The following is a 20,446-nucleotide window of genomic DNA, read 5'->3' on the forward strand; positions in this document are numbered from 1 at the left end:
GGAAGGACGGGGGCGGGCCGACGTCCCCGCCCGCAGGCCGGCCGGGTAGGTGCGGGCATGCCGTTGCGCGAGACCGAGTGGGAATCCGTCACGACGTGGCTGGAGAGGTATCTGCTCAACGTCGTCGACCCGTACACCCGGCTCGCCCCGTACTTCGACGAGGAGTTCATCGCGGCGCTCCCCTTGAGCAACATCAGCTCCCACAACGCCCGGGTGCTGGTGTCCGCCTCGCGCCGGGACATCCAGCGCCAGGTGAAGCTCATCGAGGTGGTCACCACCATCGACGAGATCCGGGTCCGCCCGGAGTTCGGCGAGGCGGCGGAGTTCCTGCACCGCCTGCGCGAGGACGCCCGGATCCACGCCACGCAGGACCCCTTCGGCACCCGCGTCCTCAAGGGCGGCACCGAGGCGTTCATCGACCGCGAGGACCTGCGGGAGACCCTGCGCCGCTTCGTCGTCGACCCGGAGAAGTCGGTGCTGCTGGTGGACGGCGAACCGGACAGTGGGCGGTCGTACACCTATCACTTCCTGTGCCACGTCGGGCAGCACCGGGGATTCCGGCCGGCCCGGGTCACCCTGTCCCGCACCTCCACCCCGCGGCAGGTGCTGCAGCGGCTGGCCGGTTTCGTCACCGATCCGCAGGCCGGGGCACAGCCGTTCCCGTCCTCCACGCTCAACGATCCGCTGCTGTCGCTGGACGACGCGGTGCACTGGGTGGTCGGCCTGGCCACCTCCTCCGACCTGCGCTTCTGGCTGGTGCTCGACGAGTGCGACAAGCTCGATCCGCACTCCGACGTCTGGGACCTCATCGGTCAGCTGGCGCTGGCGATCTACGAGCACGCCGCCGTCCACGGCGACCGGGCGCCGCGGCTGGTGCTGCTCGGCTACGGCCGCGCGATGCCCAAGCTCCCCAACGACGTGCAGAGCAGCCTGTGCTGGGACACCGCCCGGATCGTCGAACCGGACGACCTGCGCCGCTTCTTCGACCAGCTCTTCCACGAGTCGCGGCCCGCCCGCCTGGACGACGCCGACCCCGCGGAGATCGACGGATTCGTCGAGGAGGCGGTCACGGAGGTGCTGCACGCCGCGCAGGACGACGGCGGGGAGAGCTATATGCGCAGGCTCTGCACGGCGACGGAGAAGGCCATCGATGTCTACCGCAGCTTCTGACCCCGGCCGTCGGGCCCGCTCCCCGCTGCGCGAGGAGTTCGCCGCCCGGCTGCGGCGCGCACTGCGGGCGGAGGAGCCCTCGCGCGCAGCGGTCGCCGGCAGCCGCCGGGCCTATCGCGAGGCCGCCTGCCTGCTCGCCGGCTTCGACCCGCGGCGGCTGCGGCTGCCCGGTGAGGACCGGCCGAGCGGCGGCGCGGTGCTGGCGCTGCTCGACGACTGCACCACCCTGGGGCACCGCCGCGGGGGCACCGCGTGGGTGCTCAAACCCGACGCCAGGGAGGACGCGTTGCACGGCATGGCCGGGCCCGAGGCCGCCCTGCGCGCCCTGGAGGCCAACCGCGAGCAGTTCCCCGACGCACCCGGCGGCCCGGAAGCCCTCTGCCTGGCCTACCTCCAGGGCACGCTGCCCGCGAGGGCCGACCGACCGGCCCGCCGGTCGGCCGAGGAACTCGCCGACACCCTCCAGGCGGTGCTGTGGCTCTCCCGGATCCCCGGCGTCGGCGGCCTCCCGGACCCTGCCGAGCTGCAGGCCGCCCTGGACCGGACCAGGCTGCTGGAGCCGCTCCGCCGCCTGGTGGCCACGCCGTTCCACGGCCGTTCCCGGGAACTGCGCCAACTGCACGCCTACGTCCACGGGTCCGGAGCCGACCAGGGGACGCCGGCGGCCGGCGAGGACGACGCCCGCCCGGCCTTCGTACCGCCACTGGTCATCCACGGGCCGGGCGGGATGGGCAAGAGCACGCTGCTGGCCACGTTCCTGCTGGGCCAGGTGGCCGGGGCGGAGGGCGAACGACCGGGCGGGGGCCCGTCGGCGTTCCCGTTCGCGTACATCGACTTCCAGCGGCCCACCCTCTCCATCCGGGAACCGGTCACCCTGATCGCCGAGGCGGCCCGCCAACTCTGCGTGCAGTACCCGGAGTTCGGCGCCGAGCTGGCGGCGCTGGCGGACGAGTGCCAGGAGGCCGCCGCCACCCAGCGCGAGGAACAGGAACGGGTCACCCAGCTGCACCAGCTGGCCACCACCCGGGTGCTGGGCCGCAGTTCGTCGGAGGCGTTCCAGCTGCAGGCCACCGAGCGGGAGACCGGTCTGATCCGGCGGGTGGCCGACGTCCTGGTGCGCGCGGTGGCCGCGGCCGGCCAGCAGGATCCGCCGTTCGTGCTGGCCGTCGACTCCTTCGAGGAGGCGCAGTACCGCGGTTCCCCGGTGCTGGGCCGGATCTGGGCGATCTGCACCGCGCTGCAGAGCGTCTATCCGAAGTTCCGGATGATCATCTCCGGGCGGGCGCCGGTCGGCCACCCGGCCCGCACCATGGCGCTGGCCGAGATCGAACTGCGGGAGCTGGACCGGCCGGCCGCCGTGGCGCTGCTGCACTCCCTGGGCGTCCACGACGCCGATGTGGCCGAGGCGCTGGCCGAGCGGGTCGGCGGGCATCCGCTCAGCCTGCGGCTGGCCGCCCGGGCCGCCGCGCTCGCCGGCAGCGAGGCCGAGCAGACCGGCGAGCTGATCCGCAGCCTGCCCGAGCGCGGGCCGGAGGTCTTCCACCGGGTCGACCGACTGCTGCTCCAGGGCGCCCTCTACGACCGGATCCTCAGCCATGTCGCCGACGAGGACGTGCGGCGGCTCGCGCGCCCCGGGCTGGTGCTGCGGGTGATCACTCCCGAGGTCGTCCAGGACGTGCTGGCCGGGCCGTGCGGGCTGACGGTGACGGACGCGGGGGCGGCGCACCGGCTGTTCGCCGAGCTGAGCCGCCTGGACATGGTGGAGCCGGCCGGGCCGGAGGCGGTGCGCTACCGCCGCGACGTCCGCGCGATCATGCTGCGGCTGCCCGACGGGGACCACGGCAAGGTGATGCGCGAGGTCGAGCGGCGGGCGGTGGCGCACTACGCGGCGCGCGAGGGGCTGGAGGCGCGCGCCGAGGAGATCTACCACCGGCTGCGGCTGGACGAGGACCCGCGGTCGGTGGAGGAGCGCTGGCTGCCCGGCGTCGAGCGGTTCCTGGCCGGGGCGCAGCAGGACATGCCGCCGCGGGCCGCGGGGCTGTTGACGGCCCGCCTGGGCAGGGGCGCGCCCGACCGGGTGGCCGCCGCCGCCGACCAGGAGGACTGGGAGCGGATCGCGGCCCGCGAGGCGGAGGACCTGTTGGCGCAGGGGTTCGCCGACGCGGCGCTGGCCAGGCTGGGGCAGCGGCGGCCGTGGACGCCGTGCAGTCCGCTGCACTCCCTGAGCGCGGACGCCCAGAACCGGCTCGGGCGGCGCGACGAGGCTCGCAAGGGCGTGGCGGAGGCCATCGGGCAGGCGGAGCGGGCCGGTTGCGCCGAGCGGCGGCTGGAGCTGCTGCTGTTCGGCGCCCGGCTGGCCGAGGAGGCCGGCGATCTGGCGGACGCCGACCGGCAGTTGCGGGTGGCCGAGGACGTCGCGGTGGACCTCGGGCAGGATCTTGAGGCGATGGGCGTGCGGCTGGCGCGGGCCCGGCTGCCCGCCAGCCGCGACACGGCCCGCTCCGGCGCCCAGGCCGGCCGCCAACTCGCCACCCAGCTACGGGAGTTGCCGGACAAGGTGCTGGCCGACCAGCCGGCGCTGGTGCGCGCCGTCGCCTCGCAGATCTACGGCCAGGACCCCGGTGCGCTGTCCCACGCCCTGGACGTGGTGGGCCTGCCGACCGACGACGCGACGCTGGACACCTTGGGGGCCGCGATGTGCCGGGCGACCCGTCGACAACCGGCGCTGCTGGGGCCGGTGATGGGGATCCTGGACGAGGCCGCGGGGCCGTCCGGGGCACCGCCGCGATCCGAATCGCCGACGCCGGCGCCGCAGACGCCGGGTCCACCGGCACCGAGCCCCGTGCCCACCGGGCCGCGCGCGCCCACCGCCGGCACCACGGCGGCCCCCGAGGCCCCCGCACGCCCCGCCCCGCCCTCCCGCCCCACCGGCATCACCGGCATCCTGCGGCTGGCGCGCGACCGCGGCACCCTCAACGCGCTGGCCCGCCGGCTGCTGTCGGTCCCCGACCGCAGCGGCGAACTCGTCGCCGGGGTCGCCGCGGCGATGGGCGTCGGGACCCACGGCCATACGACGCCGGACGGGGCGCCCGACGGGGCAGCGGCACCACAGGCCGGGCGCCGCCGGCCGGACGGAAGGAGCGGCCCGGCCGGGCCTGAGCGCCGATGACCGCCTATCTCTCCCCGGACGAGATCCTCCAACTGCGGGACGCGGCGCTGGAGAGCGGGCTGACCGACCCCGGCGTGCGCCCGCTGCTCTTCGACGGGATCATGCCCAGATACCGCGGCACGCTGCCGATGCTGGCCGCCCCGATGCATCAACTGCACTCCGACCTGGCCCAGATGAACCAGGTGGAACGGCTGGTCGACGGCTCGGTCCCGCTGGAGATCTGGCTGCGCAACGCGGTGGCGCAGACCACCGAGGCCGAGCCGCTGAAGGTCTTCCAGCGCGCCCTGGACGAGGTGGCCCGGCGCGCCGGCGGCGAACCCGACATCCTGGCCGACCGCCCGGCGCCCGAGATCAAGGAGCAGATCGTCCACCGCGACGACACCGTCCCGATCGGCTTCCTGCGCGGCGGCGACCTGGCCGGCACCGCGGTCGCCCGCCTCAAGGTGCCGCCGTACCAGGACGGCGCCCCGCTGCAGCCCAACGGCTTCCCGCACGCCGGCACCGGCTGGCTGATCGCCCCCGCCCTGCTGATGACCAATCACCACGTGGTCAACGCCCGCACCGGGACCGGCGCGGAACGCCCCCTGGCCGCCCCCGAGGACCTGCGGCTCCAGGCCCGGCACACCCGCGCCCGCTTCGGCTACGACAGCGAATCCGGCTACCTCGACGACTCCGCGGCCGAGGAGGTCGAGGTCGCCGAACTCGTCGCCGCCGACCCGGATCTGGACTATGCGGTGCTGCGGCTGTCCGCGCCGCCCGACCGCCCGGTGCTGAAGCTGGCCCGGCGCCCGCTGGAGGTCGCCGACGGCGAGTACGTGGCGGTCAACATCATCCAGCACCCCGGCGGCCAGTCGAAGCGGGTGGCGCTGCGCAACAACCTGGTCTACGAGACGGACGAGCACGACGTCCGCTACTTCACCGACACCCGCGGCGGTTCCTCCGGCTCCCCCGTCCTCACCGACGACTGGCGGGTGGTGGCGCTGCACCGCGGGACCCGGCGGGTGGAGGACGTGCTGTTCCAGGGACGGACGACCGCGTTCGTCAACGTCGGCACCCAAATCACCAGCGTGCTGCGCCACCTGGAGACCCATGCCCCGGACGTCCACGCCGAGATCACCGCGGCACAGGGCGACGAACGGGGCTGAGCCGGCCGACCGGCGCCACGGCCCGGCCGACCCGACCGAGGAGGACGAGATGGACAAGCGGAGCCGATCACCGGTGGCGACCGGTCCCGAGCGGGTCTTCTCCGATCTGCACGCGGTGGCGGCGCGGGTGCGGGACCAACTGTCCTGGGAGGAACCCGAGTCCGCCGTGGAGCTGCCCGCGGCGCAAGCGCCGGCCGGGCAGATCTCGCAGTACGCCCGGCAGGAGCGCACCCGGGTGCTGTCGGCCGGCGCCAGCGGTCTGGAGAAGCTCGCCGAGGGGCGGGCCGACGAGATCAGCGACGACGAGTCCTTCGGGATGGAGGCGATCGTCCTGCTGGAGGGGCGCCCGGCCATCCTCGTCCAGCACCACGACTTCGCGCCGCAGCAGGGCGACTGGGCGGTGCTGGAGGGCCATCGGGCGGCGATCCGGGAGTCCCTGGCCCGGGTCGGCCGGGTGGAGGTCTCCGGGCACATCAGCCTGGACTGGCTGGGCACCGGGTTCCTGGTCGGGCCGGAGACGGTGATGACCAACCGCCACGTGGCGGTGGAGTTCGCCCGGAGCGCGGGCGAGGGCTGGGCCTTCCAACAGGGGCTGGGCGCCGCGCTGGACCTCGGCGAGGAGTACGAGGCCGGCCAGGAGCCCGCGGACGGCGGACCGTCGTACGAGGTCACCGAGGTCCTGGGGATCCATGAGGACGTCGATCTGGCCCTGCTGCGGATCGCCCCGTACCTGGGCGGCAGTGCGCTGCCCACTCCCCTGGCGGTCGCCGCGGACGCGCCCGCGGACCTGCCGGGGCACCCGGTGTACTGCGTCGGCTATCCGGCCTGGGACGGCCGTCGCAACGAGCCGGAGTCCATGCGCCGGATCTTCATGGACGTCTACAACGTCAAGCGCCTCCAGCCGGGCATGACCACCGGGCTGGAGGCGGAGGGCGATGTGATGCGCCACGACTGCTCCACCCTGGGCGGCAACAGCGGCTCCCCGGTCATCGACCTCACCGACCACCGCGTCCTCGGCCTGCACTTCGGCGGCCGGTACGGACTGGGCAACTACGCGGTGCCGCTGTGGCAGTTGGTGGAGGACCCGCTGCTGGTGCGGGGAGGGGTGAACTTCGTATGAGCCTGCTTCAAGGCGGCGGACGGCCCCCGCGGCGGGCCCTTCTCAAGGCGGCGCCCGCGGTCCTGTGGGGAGTGGCCGGGTGTACGGGCGGAGAGCCGGCGCAAGCACCGTCGACGGCCCGGCCCGGTGCGACGCGGACGGCTCCGCGGCTGCCCGCGATCGGTGCCTGGCAACCGAGTCCGGGTGACGTGCAGCCGGAGGTGAAGGCGCGGGCCGTGGAACTGGTCCGGTCGATCGGGGCGTGGCCGTCCGGAGAGCGGGACGCGGCGATGGCGCGGGTCGGGGCGCTGGGCCTGGAGCCGGCGCTGGTCGACCAGGCGGGCCCGCTCCGGCCCGGCGGCACGGAAGCCGTACTGGAGGTGGTGGACGCCCAGTACGGGGGGATCCTGACAGATGCGGCGAGCGTGCTGGTGGTGTGCCGGCAGTGGGTGCGCCGGGCCGACGGCACGGTGGTGGCGGGCGGGACGACGGTGGACGTCCGGCTGCGCCGGGCGCACCCGCGCTGGACGGTGACGGCGCTGCACCCGGCGGCGCCCGGGGCTCCGGCGGCGGCGCCGGGCGAGGCGGCGCGGCGGGTGCTGGCCGCAGGCCCGGCGATCGAACTGCCGCCCGCGGCGGCCGCGGACGTGCGCAGCGGCGAGGTGCACACCAGCGTGCTGGAGGCGCTGCTGGAGCTGGCGCGGAAGCACCGGCTGGCGGTGAGCGTGGTGCGGTCCGGGCATCCGCTGAAGGTGTTCGGCACCGACCGGCCCAGTGATCATCCGCGGGGCAGGGCGGTCGACGTGTGGCGGATCGACGGGCATGCGGTGGTCGATCCGGCGACACCGCGGCGGCTGGTGGAGTCGGTGATGCGCGCGGCGGCCGCCGCCGGGTCCTACAACGTCGGCGGGCCGTTCCTGCTGTCGGGCGGGACGGCCGGCCAGTTCTTCTCGGACGCCACCCACCGGGACCATGTGCACATGGGCTTCCGCACCTGACCCCGGCGGGCCGGCTGCCTTTTCGTAGACGGGGCTGGGGCCGAGGGGGCTTTGGACCCGCCGTGAGGAGCGCGCCCGGCGGCTACGACGCCGGGGGTTATCGGAGACAGGCCGAGGGCGGCAATGTGCAGCGCAGGCACTCGGGGCAGTTCACGGAGCGGCGCCACTCGACCGCCTCGTCCTCCAGCCCGGCGTCTCCGCATCTGGGCCGCAGGGCGTCACCGGCCCAGATGAGTTCATGGACGGTGAGCACGTCCCGGCCGACGGTCCCTGTCCTCATGGCTGCCTCCCTGATGTGCGGCAGCGCTCGCAACGGAACGGGCAGGCGCGGACCTTGTCTGCCGGGACGAACGTCACGCCGGGAAGCACATAGCCCGGCCGTACCTCCGCTGACTCATCGGCGACGTGAGGGGGCCGGTGCTCCGACTCGCCCTCGGTCACCAGCCGACCCTCGCGGTGTGGTGGGCGAGCAGCCACTGGCAGTCCCGGGCACGCTGGTGCGCCTCGGCGTCCGCGGTCAGCAGGCCCTGGCCAAAGGGGTGGACCATGTGCTGCTCGATCCGCTCCATCCGTTTGAGCAACTGCTCGGCCTCGAAGCTGTGGCGCTGCCGCTCGGTTGCCGCTCGGACATCACCGAGAAGCAGCCGCACGTGCCCGCGCAGAATCTCATCTACTGCGGCACGTTCGTCCCGGCTCGGCCGGACCGAGCCGAAGTGGAGGGCTTGGCGGATCGTCTCGCTGATCGAGTCAGCGTCGATCGGCGTTTGTTCCAGGGGTGCAGCCCCGGTCACTTGCGCGAGGTCGGCTCGCATCACCGTGCCCCATTCCGTCGGCCATCAGGTACAAGGCCAACCGTGGCAGAGCACGGTACGCACAATGCTCACGGTTTTGTGAGCGTGGCAGTCGCGGCGAAGGACTACATGCCCACCCACGCTGCCATGTTGCCGAGCGTGTTCGGGGTCTGGCGCCACTGGTGCACCAGGCTGCTGATCGTTTCCCGTGCGCCGGGGTGGTAACGCGTCTGCTCGGGCGCAGCCTTTCGTGCCTCAACGAGGCTGGCCAAGGCCCTCTTTGCGTGCCCGGTCTCGGCCTCGGAGCGGGCCCGATCGATCAGGTAGTGGGCTCGACGGGACGTTGCGAGGCCGGCGGGCAGGGCAATCTCACGTGCCTGCCCCAATGCATCGTCGTACAGGCGCATTTCCACTGCCGCGCTCATCCGATGCAGCTTGACGTTGGTCGGCCCGAAGCTGAGCCAGTGCACCTCGCTCGCGTCCCCCGTCCGATCTGCACAGACAGCGGCCTGCTCCAAGTGTGAGTCCACCGCAGCCTGGTTGCAGGCCCCGGCGCGCGCCGCGATCACACAGGCACCCAGGTGCAGTTGCCCGACGACGGCGATCGATTCGCGGGTGTCCATGCCCTCGATAAGTACGTGTCCCGCTCGAATGAGACGCCGACCGATCACGTATTCGCCCTCACGGAAATAGACCAGCGCGCGCATGTACTGGCGAACCGCAGCCAGGCAGGCATCCGATGCGCGTTCGGAGGCCCAGGCCATGCGATCCAGAGCCACACTCGACAAGTCGTAGTAGCCGAGTTTCACCGAGATGTCGTGCGCGGTGCGGTAGGCCGACGCAAGCGCCTGCCACAGTGCTGTCGTCGGGGCAGACCACGCCGCAGTGGTCAATTCCGTGATCAGCAGGGGCAGGTCGGCTGCGGCCTTCCGCAGGTGTGTCGCACGCACAGCACGGCACATTTGGTCTGCCTCGGCGACGAGTTGGCGCGCCGGCCGGGGACGCACGTCCGGGTCCGCCCCCAGGTCGTAGATGTCCAGAGCCTCACGGATAGGCCGCACGAGCGCGGCGAGGCGATCTTGCTGGAGTTCGGTCACGTACGGCTGCCCTGTCAGAGCGGTTACGTCTACCCGCAGCGCCTTTGCGACGGCCGCCACGAAATCGGGTGTGGCTTGCCTGGCGCCGCACTCCACCTGGTTCAGCAGGCTGTACGAGTACGGGAGCAACTGGGCGAGTTCCCTTTGCGTGAGCTGAGCGAGTCGGCGCTGCTCCTTGATCCGGGCGCCGGCGTGCTCACCGTCGAATGAAGCCATACGGGTCTCCAGTTCCTTGCAGCCACTTGGAACATACCCGCCGCGGGGAGGGCGGGTGAGCACTCCGCCCCGACTCTTGACGGACCGGGGACGGTTGCTTGTGGTGGGATGAGTGCATGACGCGCCCTGTCCTGTATCTGTTCGGATCCGCCGCGCCACCCGTTCGCGAGTTCCCCGAGGTAGTGCGGCGGGCGCAGGCTGAAGGATTCGAGGTGTGCGTGGGGTTGACGCCCACGGCCGCCCGCTGGCTGGCCGATGATGTCGGCGATCTCGCCGAGGTGACTGGCCGCCCCGTGCGGTCCGAGTACAAGATGCCAGGCGAGTCGGACGTCTGGCCGAAAGCCGACGTGATCTTGGTGGCCCCAGCCACCTTCAACACCCTGAACCACTGGGCGCTCGGACTCACTCACCACTTCGTCGTCGGCGTGATCGCCGAAGGTATCGGCAAGGCCATCCCCACGGTGACCATGCCGTGCGTCAACGCCGCCTACGTACAGCACCCGCAGTTCGACCAGTCAATCGCCACCTTGCGCAGGGCCGGTGTGACCGTGCTGTACGGATCCGGCGGGTTCGAGCCGAACCAGCCAGGAGAACGGCGAGCCGAGGGATACCCGTGGCATCTCGCATTTGCCGCAATCGAGCAGATTGTCAGTCGATGGCCGTAGAATTCAACTACGGTGGCCACGAGCGTCCCTGACACCACCGCCGAGGCCAACGAGTGGACGCACGAGTTCATGGTGACCCGCGCCGGTCGGGCCCTGTCGTCCGAGGAACAGGCCGAGTACGGGCGCAGGCTCGCCGCCCGGGCGAACTCCGTGCACACCCGCACGCCCACAAGCTGAACAACGAAGCGTCCCGCCCTGCCGAAGCAGAGCGGGGCGCCTTGGAGTTGGGGACGCTGGCGAGTCAGGTACGGCGCCGGTAGAGGGTGAGGACGCCCGGCGGCGATGTCGGCGGGCCGGGATCCGGAGCCCGGGCGCGCCCTCACCCCGTCACTCCCTCACTTCTTGACGAACTCCGTGGTGTAGGTCTTCTTCAGGTCGATGGTGGCGTTCTTCAGGGTGGGGTTGAACGCCTTGAGGACCCGCTCGACGGTGGCCGGTCCGTCCGTCGGCATCACCCCGTCCTTGGTGAACATCGGCAGGGTGTCCTTGATGGCCTGGACGTACAGCTCCTTGCCGCCCTGCGCGTAGTCCGCGGGCATCTTCTCGGCGATCTCCTCGGCGGTGTGGGTGGACATCCACTTGAGGGTCTTGACGAAGGCGTTGGCGAGCTTCTGCACGGTGTCCTTGTGGCTGTTCACCCAGTCGGTGTTCATGTAGAGGCTGGACGACGGGTAGGGGCCGCCGAGCGCCTGCCGGGAGCCCTCCGGGGTGCGCAGGTCGACGAGCACCTTGCCGATCTTCTTGTTGACGACCTGGGCGACGGTCGGGTCGGTCGTCATCCCGGCCTGGATCGAGCCCTGTTCCATGGCGGAGAGGAAGGTCTGGCCGGCGCCGACCGCGACCGGGGTGATCTCCTCGGGCTTCACACCGTTCTTGACCGCCAGGTACTTGGTGAGGAAGTCGGTGGACGAGCCCAGCCCCGTCACGCCCAGCTTCTTGCCCGTGAAGTCCTTGGGCGAGGTGATCTCGGAGGCGGCCTTGGTGGAGACCACCTCCACCTCGCCGGGCGCGTGGGCGAGCTGCACCACCGATTCGACCTGCTTGTTCTTCGCCTGCAGGTCCAGGGTGTGGTCGTAGAAGCCGACCACGCCCTGGACGTCGCCGGAGATCAGGGAGGTGGTGGCCTGGACGCCGGCGGGCTCGGTCAGCAGGGTGACGTTGAGGCCCTCGGCCTTGAAGTAGCCGAGCTGCTGGGTGAGTCGGGCCGGCAGGTAGATGACCTTGTCCAGGCCGCCGACCATGATCTGGATCCGGCCGTCCCCGGCGTCCGCGGCCGAGCCGGAGGAGGAGCCGCCGCAGGCGGTGAGGCCGGTGAGGGCGAGCGCGGTGGCGGCGACCGCGGCCGAGATCTTGAGCGGGGTGCGCATGGTCACGTCCTTGTGAGGTGAGGCGGTGCGGGCGGGTGTACGGGGGTCAGCGGCCGTCGCCGGCGTCGGCCGGCTTCCAGCGGAAGAGCCGCTTCTCCAGGAAGGCCAGCAGCCCTTCGGCGAGCAGGGCGACGACCGCGAGGATCACCATGGCGGCGTAAACACCGGCGGCGTTGAAGGTGCCCTGGGAGGCCGAGACCAACAGGCCCAGGCCCTTGGTCGCGCCGATGTACTCGCCGACGATGGCGCCGATCAGCGCGAAGCCGAAGCTGACGTGCAGGCTGGTGAAGATCCAGGAGGTGGCGGAGGGGATGACGACCTGGAGGGTGACCTGGCGGCTGCTGGCGCCCAGGATCCGGGAGTTGGCCACCAGGTTGCGGTCGACCTCGCGGGCGCCCTGGAAGGCGTTGAAGAAGACCGGGAAGAAGACCAGGACGACGGCGGAGGCCACCTTGGAGGCCGGTCCGAGGCCGAACCAGATGAGGAAGATGGGGGCCAGGACGATCCGCGGCAGCGCGTTGAGGACCTTGATGTAGGGGCCCAGCACATCGGCCAGGAAGCGGATCCGGCCGAGCGCGATGCCCAGGACGACGCCGCCGATGACGCCGATGACCCAGCCGAGCAGCGCCTCGTAGAGGGTGTACCAGACCTGTTCGATCAGGGGGCCCTGCGGGGTGCCGTTCAGCGCCCACTGGCTGATCTGGTCCCAGATCTTCGAGGGCATGGAGAAGTTGAACGGGTCGATGACGGCGGCGCGCGCCAGCCCCTCCCACAGGGCGAGCAGTGCGACCAGGAGCGCGACCCGGGTGCCGTAGACCAGGATCTTGTGGTTGCGGGCGGCGCGGGCACGGGCCTGGCTGCGCTCGCCCGGGACACCGGCCTCGGTGGTGGCGGCCGGTGCGGCGACGGTCTCAGGCGACACGGGCGGCACCCCTTTCGCGGGTGATCCGGACCTCTTCGCCGAGCGAGGACCAGATCTCCCGGTAGATCTCCACGAACTGCGGCTCCAGCCGCACCGACTCGACCCGGCGGGGCCGCGGCAGGTCGATGGTGAAGACCTCCTTGACGGTGGCGGGGCCGGCGGTCATCACCACGACCTTGTCGGCCAGCGCGATCGACTCCTCCAGGTCGTGGGTGACGAAGACGACGGACGCGCCGGTGCCGGACCACAGGTCGAGGAGCTCGTCGGACATCAGGGCCCGGGTCTGCACGTCGAGCGCGGAGAACGGCTCGTCCATGAGCAGGATCTCGGGGTCGTTGACGAAGGTCGCGGCGAGCGCGACGCGCTTGCGCTGGCCGCCGGAGAGCTGGTGCGGATAGCGGTCCTCGAAGGCGGCCAGGCCGACCCGGGCGAGCCATTCACGGGCCCGCTCCCTGGCCTCGGTCTTGGGGACGCCGCGGAAGCGCGGGCCGGCCATGACGTTGGAGAGCACGGTCCGCCAGGGGAAGACGGCGTCCTGCTGGAAGACGAAGCCGACCTTGTCGCCGATGCCGCGGACCGGTTCGCCGGCCACCAGCACCTCGCCCTCGGTGGGCTCCTCCAGGCCGCTGACCAGCGTCAGGGTCGTGGACTTACCGCACCCGGTGGGCCCGACGACGGCGACGAACTCGCCGCGCTCCACGGTCAGGTCCAGGTCCCGGACGGCGGTGTGCAGACCGCCCGAGGGGGTGCGGAAGGTCTTGCTCGCGCCCCGTAGCTCGATGGCGGGGCTCGTGTGGCTGTTCATGGACCGGGAGGCTAGGAGCGGGCCGGGCCACCGCGGCAGCCTTGTGGGCGCAAGCCGTCTTTCTGCGCGCAAACCCTGTTGTGCCCATTTTGCTCACGCTAGAACAACAAAAGTTCGACGGGGGCTGGGCAGCCGGGCCGCGGCGGCTTACGTTGCGTTCACACGAGATCAACAGACAGCGTCATGAACGGAAGGCGTCGGTTCCGCATCCCGCGGAGGGCCGGCCGAGACAGGGGGGACCGCATGCGGATCCACTGGCCCCGTCGCGTCTTCGCGCAGGTCCTGACCGCGCAGCTGGTCATCACCACCGGTGTGATGGTGCTGGCCACCGGGCTGTTCCTGGCCCCGCTCGGCCACGCCCTGGACGACCAGGCGATGCGCCGGGCCCTGGCCATCGCCCAGACCACGGCCGCCGACCCGCAGCTGGCCCACGAGGTGAAGGCCACCGTGCCGGCCCCGCGCGGCCCGGTGCAGTCCACCGCGGAGCGGATCCGGCGGTCGACCGGGGCGCTGTACGTCGTCGTGATGGACACCCGCGGGGTCCGCTGGTCGCACACCAACGCCGCGGAGATCGGCCACCACGTCTCCACCGACCCCAGCCGGACGCTGGCCGGAAAGGAGGTCCGCCAGATCGACACCGGCACGCTGGGCCGGTCGGCCCGCGCGAAAGTGCCGCTGCGGGACGACGACGGCGCGATCGTCGGCGCGGTCTCGGTCGGCATCGCCTACGACAGCGTGCACGGCCTGCTGCTCGGCACCATCCCGGGGCTGCTGCGGTACGCGGGCGCGGCGCTGGCGGCCGGGGTGCTGGCCGCGGTGGTGGTCGCCCGGAGCCTGCGCCGGCGCACGCACGGGGTGGCCACCGCCGACATCTCCGCGCTGCTGGACGAGCGGGAGGCGATGCTGCACGGCATCCGCGAGGGCGTGGTGGCGTTCGACCGGCGGGGCCGGATCAGGCTGGTGAACGACGAGGCGGGACGGCTGCTGGGCCTGGACGCCAGCGCCGCCGGCCGGGCCCTGGACGAGGTGCTGCCGCCGGGCCGTACCACCGACGTGCTGGCCGGCCGGGTGGCCGGCGGCGACCTGCTGGCGATCAGCGGCGGCCGGGTGCTGGTCGCCAACCGCGTCGCCACCCGGGACGGGGGCGCGGTGGTGACCCTGCGGGACCGCACCGAACTGGAGCTGCTGGGCCGGGAACTGGACAGCACCCAGGGCCTGTTGGACGCACTGCGCGCCCAGGACCACGAACACGCCAACCAGTTGCACACGGTGCGCGGGCTGCTCGAACTGGGCCGGTACGACATGGCGGTGGAGTTCGTCGCCGAGGTGGCCAGCGCCCACCGGGCGTCCGCGGAGCAGATCGCCGAGCGGGTGCACGACCCGCTGCTGTCCGCGCTGCTGGTCGGCAAGGCGGCGATCGCCGCCGAGCGCGGCGTCGCGCTGCGGGTGTCGTCCGCCACGCTGCTGCCGGACGCGGTGGTGGACCCGCGCGACCTGGTCACGGTCCTGGGCAATCTGATCGACAACGCGCTGGACGCCACCGCCGAGCGCCGCGGCGCCGAACCGTTCGTCGAGGTGGAGCTGCGTGCCGAGGGCAGCACCGCGGTCGTCCGGGTCAGCGACACCGGGCCGGGCGTGCCGCCCGAGATGCGCGACCGGATCTTCGCCGAGGGCTGGTCCACCAAAACCGCCACCGTCGCGTCCCGGGGCCGGGGGCTCGGCCTGGCGCTGGTGCGCCGGCTGTCCGAACGCTACGGCGGGATGGCCCGGGTCACCGCGCGCGCGGGCGGCGGCGCGGTCTTCACCGTCGTCCTGCCCGAGGCCCTGGCGCCCGACCTCCACCCCCAGATGACGGCCACAGGAGAGTCACCGTGATCGATGTCCTTGTCGTGGACGACGACTTCCGCGTCGCGGAGATCAATGCTGCGTATGTGTCCCAGGTGCCCGGCTTCCGGGTCGTCGGCCGCGCCCACACCGCGGCCCAGGCGCTGGCCACGTTGGAGCGCGGCCACATCGACCTGGTGCTGCTCGACCACTACTTGCCGGACGAGACGGGCCTGACCCTGGTGCGGCGGCTGCGCCAGATGGGCCACCACACCGACGTGATCATGGTGACCGCGGCCCGGGACGTGGCGACGGTGCAGGCCGCGATGCGGTACGGCGCCCTGCAGTACCTGGTCAAGCCGTTCGGCTTCTCGGGGCTGCGCGCCAAGCTCGACGGCTATGCCGCGCTCCGCCGCACCGTCGAGGGCGTCGGCGGCCGGGGCGAGGCCGGCCAGGAGCAGGTGGACCGGATCTTCGCTGCACTGCGCACCCCGGACTCCCCGCACACCGAACTGCCCAAGGGCCACTCGGCGGCGACCGTCGACCTGATCCGCCGCATCCTGGACGAGGCCGGGCTGCCGCTCTCCGCCCACGACGTCGCCGAGCGCGCCGGCGTCAGCCGCTCCACCGCCCAGCGCTACCTCAAGCACCTCGAACGCACCGGCCGCATCAGCCTCACCCTCAAATACGGCGACACCGGGCGCCCGGAACACCGGTACACCCGGGCCCGCGCGAGCTAGGGCCTGTCGTCACACTCCCGTCGTTCGCCCGCGAGGCAGGCGGGAGTGTGACACAGGCCCTAGGGCGCGGCATCCTCCGCGGCCTCGTAGCACGCCTCGATCAGGGCGCGCAGACCGACGCCGGGCGGTCCGGTCCGCACCGCGAGATAGGCCCGCATGACCGGCGCCGGCCCACTCAGCGGGCGGAACACCACGCCAGGGACCGGGAGTTGGTCGGCGTGCGGGGCGTAGAAGACCGTCCAGGACGGTTTGCCGTAGCCGATGGCGGCGAGGGTGTCCTGGGCGTTGGTGAACTCCGGTCCCTGGACGGGCTCGAAGCCGGCCTCCCGGCAGGAGCGCATGACCAGGTCGTGGAGCGCGGGGTTGCGGGTGCGCGGGGAGAGTCGCAGCGGCAGTCCGGCGAGCCCGGACAGCTCGACGCTCTCCCGCGCGGCGAGCTCGTGCCGCGCGGGCAGCGCCGCCATCAGCGCGTCCTGCCACAGCGGCAGGAACTCCAGCCCGGAGTCGGTCCGTTCACCGCGCAGGAGGGTGGCGTCCAGGTCGCCGGCGCGCACCTTCGCCAGGCGTTCCTCCGTGCTGCCGGTGACGAGCTCCAGCTGGGCGTGGCCGGCGCGACGGTCGAACGCGGCGAGCAGGGCGTCCAGCCGCGCGCCCAGTCCCGAGCTGCTGCCGAGCCGCACCGTCGCGGCCCGTTCGGCGCGTAGTTCGTCGATGGCCTCCCGGGCCCGGGCCTGGAGGGCGAGCATCTCCCTGGCGTACGGCAGAAGCCGGTCGCCGGCCTCGGTGAGCCGGACGACGCGGGTGGAGCGGGCGAACAGCTCCGTGCCCAGCTCGCGTTCGAGCCGGCGGAGCTGCTGGCTGACCGCGGACTGCACGATGTGCAGCCGCTCGGCCGCCCGCCCGAAATGCAGTTCCTCCGCCACCGTCAGGAAGTAGCGCAGCTGTCGGATCTCCATGGCCCCCCGTTCGCCGTTCGCATCGATCACCGCCTGCATTGATCACCGTACGCGATGAGTGTAGGCGCGGATCGCCCATTGGTCGGCGGAGGTGATCGCGGTTGGCTGAGGACCTCACACACCGCGCGGCCCGCAGGGAGCCGCAAGGCCGAAGGAGTCCGCCATGCCGTACCTGGACGTCAACGACACCACCCTCTACTACGAGGACGAGGGGACCGGCCCCGCGCTGCTGCTCCTGCACGGCTGGGGCACCAGCGGCCGGGTCTGGGGCGCGCAGCTGCCGGACTTCACCCGGGACCACCGGGTGGTCACCGTCGACTGGCGGGGCTGCGGGCGGTCGGCCCGCCCGCTGCGGGGCAACACCACCGCCGGCGTGGTCAGCGACCTGGTGGCGCTCATCGGCGCGCTGCGCCTGGACCGGCCGGTGGTCGTCGGCTCGTCGATCGGCGCCACCTTCGGCACCGAACTGGGTGTGCGCCGGCCCGAGTTGATCAGCGGTGTGATCGCGGTGGACGGACCGGGGTACTGGCCGTCCACGGGGATGCCGATGACGGAGCTGATGGCGGGCCTGCGCCTGGACCGGGCCGGCACGCTCGCCGGCTGGGTCCCGGGGTGGTACGCGCCGGGCACCTCGCCCGCGCTCGTCGACTGGACGGTCCGGCAGATCCTGGACTCCGGGGTCCACATCGACCAGCACTTCGTCTCCGCCAGCAGCTACGACCCGCGGCCGCTCCTGCCCGGGCTGCAGGTGCCGATCCACTACCTGCACGGCGAGCTGGACACCTCGATCCCGCTGGAGGTGGCCCGGACCTGCGCCGCCCTCACGCCGGGCGCCGAGGTCGGCGTCATCCCCGGCGCCGGCCACATGCCGCAGCAGGAGCGCCCGGACGAGTTCAACGCCGCGCTGCGCTCCGTACTCGCCCGGATCGCCCCGGCCGCGGCCCGCGCCCACTCCTGAACATCCCGCCCCACTCCACCCCGCCCCCTCGAAGGAGACCACCATGCCCGTCACCCAGGTACCCCTCGCCGGCGGCGCCGCCAGCGTCGCGTACGACCGCACCGGGACCGGCCCGGGACTGGTGCTGGTGCACGGCACCGGCGCCACCCGCCAGCAGTGGCTGCCGCTGACCGAAGCCGTCGCCGACCGCTTCACCGTGGTCGCGCCGGACTACTCGGGCTCCGGCGACACCACCGACCACGGCGGCCCGCTCACCCTGGCGGACCTCGCCGACGAGGTGCTGGCCGCCGCCGACCACGCCGGCCTGGACCGCTTCCACCTGGTCGGCCACTCGCTCGGCGCCGCGATCGCCACCCACCTCGCCGCCCACCACCCCGGGCGGATCCGCTCGCTGGTCCTGCACGCCGGCTGGGTCCGCACCGACTCCCGGCTGCGCGCCGAATTCACCTACTGGCTGGACCTGTTGCGCACCGACGCCGAGCACGGCACCGCGCACTTCGCCCGGATGCTGCCGCTGATGGCGTTCGGCCCCCGGTACTGGGAACGGACCGACACCGCGGCGAACGAGGAACTGGTGCGGACGCTGGCCGCCGCACTGGCACCCGGCACCGCCCGGCAGATCGAGGTGGACCTGTCGGTGGACCTGCGGCCGCTGCTCGACCGGGTCACGGCGCCGACGCTGGTGCTGGCCAGCGCCCACGACCGGATCATGGGCGCCGATCAGCAGCAGGCGCTGCTGGCCGGGATCCCGCACACCCGCTACCAGGAGGTCGACGCCGGGCACGGTGCCCCGGGCGAGGACCCGGCCGGATTCGCGGCCCTGATCGCCGCGTTCCTGGACGAGCGGCGCGCCGCCGAGGAGACCGAGGCGACCGAGACTGCACCGGCCCCCGACACCGAGGACGCCCCGGACCTGTCGACGGTCGCGATGCCCGGATAGGTCCGGCCCCGCTCCGCTCCCCCGTCCCCGCCCCCGATTCCAGTCCACTTTCCTGCAATTGGATCAGGAAACGGGGGCCCGCCCCCGGTTACGTTCTGTCCGACCCTGACCCATCGGACAGACCCTGGGCTCGGTCGTCCCGACCCGACGAACGGAGCGCACCGTGCACCCCCACCTCGCCGCCGATCTCGCCGCGCTGCCCGACCTGTTGGAGGCCACCCGGGAACAGGCCGCGGCCTTCCTCGACGGCCTCGCCGAGGCGCCGGTCGTCCCCGCCCGGCCGGCCCCCGAGCCGCGGCCGCTGCCCTCGCGCGGCACCGGACTGCGGGACGCGCTCGCGGACTTCGCGGCGCGCTGGCAGCCCGGTCTGTCGGCCAGTGCCGGCCCGCGCTACCTCGGCTTCGTCACCGGCGGCGTGACCCCGGCCGCCCTTGCCGGTGACTGGCTGACCGCCGCCGCGGACCAGAACTCCATGTCGTCCCTGGACGCCACCGGACAGCACCTGGAGCGGGAGACGGTGGGGTGGCTGCGCACGCTCTTCGGACTGTCGGACGCCCACGAGGGCGCGTTGGTCAGCGGCGCCACCATGTCCAACACGGTCGGGCTGGCGATCGCCCGCGAGTGGCTCGGGGAACGGCGCGGCATCTCACCGGCCGAGGACGGGACGGCCGCCCTCGGCCCGGTCCGGGTCCTGTCCGGCGCCGCGCACTCCAGCGTGGCCAAGGCACTGTCGCTGCTCGGCCTCGGCCGGTCCGCGCTGGTCACCGTCCCCACCCTGCCCGGCCGCGAGGCGGTGGACCCGGCCGCGCTGGAACGTGCCCTGCGGGACGCGGACGGCCCCTGCGTCATCGTGGCCAACGCCGGCACCGTCAACACCGTCGACTTCGACGACCTCCGTGCGCTCGCCGCGCTCCGCGACCGCTACGACTGCTGGCTGCACATCGACGCCGCGTTCGGCGCGTTCGCCGCGCTCTCCCCGCACCACGCCCACCTGGTCGACGGTCTCGACCTCGCCGACTCGCTCTGCGTCGACCTGCACAAGTGGCTGAACGTCCCGTACGACAGCGCAGTCCAGTTCACCCGCCGCCGCGACCTCCAGGCCCGCGTCTTCCAGAACGCCGCCGCATACCTGGGCCCACTGGGCGACACCCCCGACCTGGTCCACCTCACCCCGGAGAACTCCCGCCGGCTGCGCGCCCTCGCCACCTGGTTCACGCTGCGCGCCTACGGGCGCGAGGGCCACCGCGACATCGTGGACCGCTGCGCGGAGGGCGCCCGCACCCTGGGCGCGGCGGTCGCCTCCCTCGACGGCCTGGAACTGCTCTCCCCGGTCCGCCTCAACGTCGTCTGCTTCACCCTCGCCCGCTCCGCCACCGCCGAGCGCCTCGCCGCCCTCGCCGACGCCCTGGCCACCGAGGTGTTCCTGACCCCCACCGTCCACGCCGGACGGCCCGCCCTGCGCGCCGCGTTCAGCAACTGGCGGACCACCGCCGAGGACGTCCAACGCATCGTCACGGCCCTGGAGCGCGCGGTCCGCAACCTGCCGGCGGACGGACCGACCCGGCCATGACCCATCGGACACGA

Annotated in this window: 19 protein-coding genes; 12 read left to right on the forward strand and 7 right to left on the reverse strand. The window is 72.9% G+C overall.

Features of this window, described 5'->3' with window-relative positions:
- Positions 1-57 precede the first annotated feature (57 nt).
- The 5 genes from JNO44_RS07325 to JNO44_RS07345 all read left to right on the forward strand — a co-directional run bounded on the left by JNO44_RS07325 (position 58) and on the right by JNO44_RS07345 (position 7,581).
- The gene (locus JNO44_RS07325; RefSeq protein ID WP_205362392.1) at positions 58-1,170 is read left to right on the forward strand and encodes a hypothetical protein; all 1,113 of its coding nucleotides are present in this window, start codon (positions 58-60) and stop codon (positions 1,168-1,170) included.
- Positions 1,151-4,339, forward strand: a complete 3,189-nt coding sequence (locus JNO44_RS07330; RefSeq protein ID WP_205362393.1) for an AAA family ATPase — start codon at positions 1,151-1,153, stop codon at positions 4,337-4,339. Before JNO44_RS07325 ends, JNO44_RS07330 begins: the two co-directional genes overlap by 20 nt.
- Complete coding sequence (locus tag JNO44_RS07335; protein ID WP_205362394.1) at positions 4,336-5,484, forward strand: trypsin-like peptidase domain-containing protein; 1,149 nt, start codon at positions 4,336-4,338, stop codon at positions 5,482-5,484. Before JNO44_RS07330 ends, JNO44_RS07335 begins: the two co-directional genes overlap by 4 nt.
- Before the next feature lie 49 nt (positions 5,485-5,533).
- Positions 5,534-6,604, forward strand: a complete 1,071-nt coding sequence (locus JNO44_RS07340) for a trypsin-like serine peptidase (protein ID WP_205362395.1) — start codon at positions 5,534-5,536, stop codon at positions 6,602-6,604.
- Between the two features lie 188 nt (positions 6,605-6,792).
- Entirely contained in the window at positions 6,793-7,581 is a 789-nt protein-coding gene (locus tag JNO44_RS07345; RefSeq protein WP_240167470.1) for a hypothetical protein, read from the forward strand.
- 97 nt (positions 7,582-7,678) lie between these two features.
- On the opposite strand, the gene JNO44_RS07350 is transcribed toward JNO44_RS07345, so the two are convergent.
- The 3 genes from JNO44_RS07350 to JNO44_RS07360 all read right to left on the reverse strand — a co-directional run bounded on the left by JNO44_RS07350 (position 7,679) and on the right by JNO44_RS07360 (position 9,685).
- Positions 7,679-7,861: a hypothetical protein gene (locus JNO44_RS07350; protein WP_205362398.1), complete on the reverse strand. Its 183-nt coding sequence runs from the start codon at positions 7,859-7,861 to the stop codon at positions 7,679-7,681.
- A gap of 157 nt (positions 7,862-8,018) precedes the next feature.
- Positions 8,019-8,393, reverse strand: coding sequence for a DUF6415 family natural product biosynthesis protein (locus JNO44_RS07355; RefSeq protein ID WP_205362399.1), 375 nt, complete (start codon positions 8,391-8,393; stop codon positions 8,019-8,021).
- A 104-nt stretch (positions 8,394-8,497) separates the two neighbouring features.
- Entirely contained in the window at positions 8,498-9,685 is a 1,188-nt protein-coding gene (locus tag JNO44_RS07360; protein WP_205362400.1) for a helix-turn-helix domain-containing protein, read from the reverse strand.
- A 116-nt stretch (positions 9,686-9,801) separates the two neighbouring features.
- Here JNO44_RS07360 and JNO44_RS07365 point away from each other — a divergent pair, with 116 nt between their 5' ends.
- Together JNO44_RS07365 and JNO44_RS07370 are read left to right on the forward strand one after the other, a co-directional pair.
- Positions 9,802-10,350, forward strand: a complete 549-nt coding sequence (locus JNO44_RS07365) for a flavoprotein (protein WP_205362401.1) — start codon at positions 9,802-9,804, stop codon at positions 10,348-10,350.
- A 12-nt stretch (positions 10,351-10,362) separates the two neighbouring features.
- Positions 10,363-10,527 (forward strand): hypothetical protein, encoded by a 165-nt coding sequence (locus tag JNO44_RS07370; protein WP_205362402.1) that lies wholly within the window; start codon positions 10,363-10,365, stop codon positions 10,525-10,527.
- 158 nt (positions 10,528-10,685) lie between these two features.
- Here JNO44_RS07370 and JNO44_RS07375 read toward each other — a convergent pair whose 3' ends face one another.
- The 3 genes from JNO44_RS07375 to JNO44_RS07385 are packed head-to-tail and all read right to left on the reverse strand — an operon-like array spanning position 10,686 to position 13,444.
- Positions 10,686-11,717 carry an ABC transporter substrate-binding protein gene (locus tag JNO44_RS07375; RefSeq protein WP_205362403.1) on the reverse strand — a complete coding sequence of 344 codons (1,032 nt, stop codon included), beginning with the start codon at positions 11,715-11,717 and terminating at the stop codon, positions 10,686-10,688.
- A 46-nt stretch (positions 11,718-11,763) separates the two neighbouring features.
- The gene (locus JNO44_RS07380) at positions 11,764-12,639 is read right to left on the reverse strand and encodes an ABC transporter permease (RefSeq protein ID WP_205362404.1); all 876 of its coding nucleotides are present in this window, start codon (positions 12,637-12,639) and stop codon (positions 11,764-11,766) included.
- Positions 12,629-13,444, reverse strand: coding sequence for an ABC transporter ATP-binding protein (locus tag JNO44_RS07385; protein ID WP_205362405.1), 816 nt, complete (start codon positions 13,442-13,444; stop codon positions 12,629-12,631). The genes JNO44_RS07380 and JNO44_RS07385 overlap by 11 nt, the downstream gene beginning before the upstream one ends.
- A gap of 243 nt (positions 13,445-13,687) precedes the next feature.
- On the opposite strand from JNO44_RS07385, the gene JNO44_RS07390 reads away from it, so the two are divergent.
- Both JNO44_RS07390 and JNO44_RS07395 read left to right on the forward strand, forming a co-directional pair.
- Positions 13,688-15,319 carry a sensor histidine kinase gene (locus JNO44_RS07390; RefSeq protein ID WP_205362407.1) on the forward strand — a complete coding sequence of 544 codons (1,632 nt, stop codon included), beginning with the start codon at positions 13,688-13,690 and terminating at the stop codon, positions 15,317-15,319.
- Positions 15,316-16,008 carry a response regulator gene (locus JNO44_RS07395; protein WP_205362408.1) on the forward strand — a complete coding sequence of 231 codons (693 nt, stop codon included), beginning with the start codon at positions 15,316-15,318 and terminating at the stop codon, positions 16,006-16,008. The genes JNO44_RS07390 and JNO44_RS07395 overlap by 4 nt, the downstream gene beginning before the upstream one ends.
- A 59-nt stretch (positions 16,009-16,067) precedes the next feature.
- Here JNO44_RS07395 and JNO44_RS07400 read toward each other — a convergent pair whose 3' ends face one another.
- Positions 16,068-16,964 (reverse strand): LysR family transcriptional regulator, encoded by an 897-nt coding sequence (locus JNO44_RS07400; RefSeq protein ID WP_205362409.1) that lies wholly within the window; start codon positions 16,962-16,964, stop codon positions 16,068-16,070.
- A gap of 163 nt (positions 16,965-17,127) precedes the next feature.
- Here JNO44_RS07400 and JNO44_RS07405 point away from each other — a divergent pair, with 163 nt between their 5' ends.
- The 3 genes from JNO44_RS07405 to JNO44_RS07415 all read left to right on the forward strand — a co-directional run bounded on the left by JNO44_RS07405 (position 17,128) and on the right by JNO44_RS07415 (position 20,432).
- Complete coding sequence (locus tag JNO44_RS07405) at positions 17,128-17,922, forward strand: alpha/beta fold hydrolase (protein WP_205362411.1); 795 nt, start codon at positions 17,128-17,130, stop codon at positions 17,920-17,922.
- A 43-nt stretch (positions 17,923-17,965) separates the two neighbouring features.
- A complete protein-coding gene (locus JNO44_RS07410) occupies positions 17,966-18,862 on the forward strand; it encodes an alpha/beta fold hydrolase (RefSeq protein WP_205362413.1) in 897 nt (298 codons plus the stop codon).
- A 163-nt stretch (positions 18,863-19,025) separates the two neighbouring features.
- Positions 19,026-20,432 (forward strand): pyridoxal phosphate-dependent decarboxylase family protein, encoded by a 1,407-nt coding sequence (locus tag JNO44_RS07415; RefSeq protein ID WP_205362414.1) that lies wholly within the window; start codon positions 19,026-19,028, stop codon positions 20,430-20,432.
- Positions 20,433-20,446 lie beyond the last annotated feature (14 nt).

The organism is Streptomyces noursei (genome assembly GCF_016917755.1).
GTDB lineage: Bacteria > Actinomycetota > Actinomycetes > Streptomycetales > Streptomycetaceae > Streptomyces > Streptomyces yunnanensis.

Excerpts from the sequence above, each read along its gene's own strand:
- JNO44_RS07365 (WP_205362401.1), top strand. The coding sequence starts at position 9,802 with ATGACGCGCCCTGTCCTGTATCTGTTCGGATCCGCCGCGCCACCCGTT.
- JNO44_RS07335 (WP_205362394.1), top strand. The coding sequence starts at position 4,336 with ATGACCGCCTATCTCTCCCCGGACGAGATCCTCCAACTGCGGGACGCG.
- JNO44_RS07410 (WP_205362413.1), top strand. The coding sequence starts at position 17,966 with ATGCCCGTCACCCAGGTACCCCTCGCCGGCGGCGCCGCCAGCGTCGCG.
- JNO44_RS07340 (WP_205362395.1), top strand. The coding sequence starts at position 5,534 with ATGGACAAGCGGAGCCGATCACCGGTGGCGACCGGTCCCGAGCGGGTC.
- JNO44_RS07385 (WP_205362405.1), bottom strand. The coding sequence starts at position 13,444 with ATGAACAGCCACACGAGCCCCGCCATCGAGCTACGGGGCGCGAGCAAG.
- JNO44_RS07405 (WP_205362411.1), top strand. The coding sequence starts at position 17,128 with ATGCCGTACCTGGACGTCAACGACACCACCCTCTACTACGAGGACGAG.
- JNO44_RS07325 (WP_205362392.1), top strand. The coding sequence starts at position 58 with ATGCCGTTGCGCGAGACCGAGTGGGAATCCGTCACGACGTGGCTGGAG.
- JNO44_RS07355 (WP_205362399.1), bottom strand. The coding sequence starts at position 8,393 with ATGCGAGCCGACCTCGCGCAAGTGACCGGGGCTGCACCCCTGGAACAA.
- JNO44_RS07390 (WP_205362407.1), top strand. The coding sequence starts at position 13,688 with ATGCGGATCCACTGGCCCCGTCGCGTCTTCGCGCAGGTCCTGACCGCG.
- JNO44_RS07400 (WP_205362409.1), bottom strand. The coding sequence starts at position 16,964 with ATGGAGATCCGACAGCTGCGCTACTTCCTGACGGTGGCGGAGGAACTG.
- JNO44_RS07360 (WP_205362400.1), bottom strand. The coding sequence starts at position 9,685 with ATGGCTTCATTCGACGGTGAGCACGCCGGCGCCCGGATCAAGGAGCAG.
- JNO44_RS07375 (WP_205362403.1), bottom strand. The coding sequence starts at position 11,717 with ATGCGCACCCCGCTCAAGATCTCGGCCGCGGTCGCCGCCACCGCGCTC.
- JNO44_RS07350 (WP_205362398.1), bottom strand. The coding sequence starts at position 7,861 with ATGAGGACAGGGACCGTCGGCCGGGACGTGCTCACCGTCCATGAACTC.
- JNO44_RS07330 (WP_205362393.1), top strand. The coding sequence starts at position 1,151 with ATGTCTACCGCAGCTTCTGACCCCGGCCGTCGGGCCCGCTCCCCGCTG.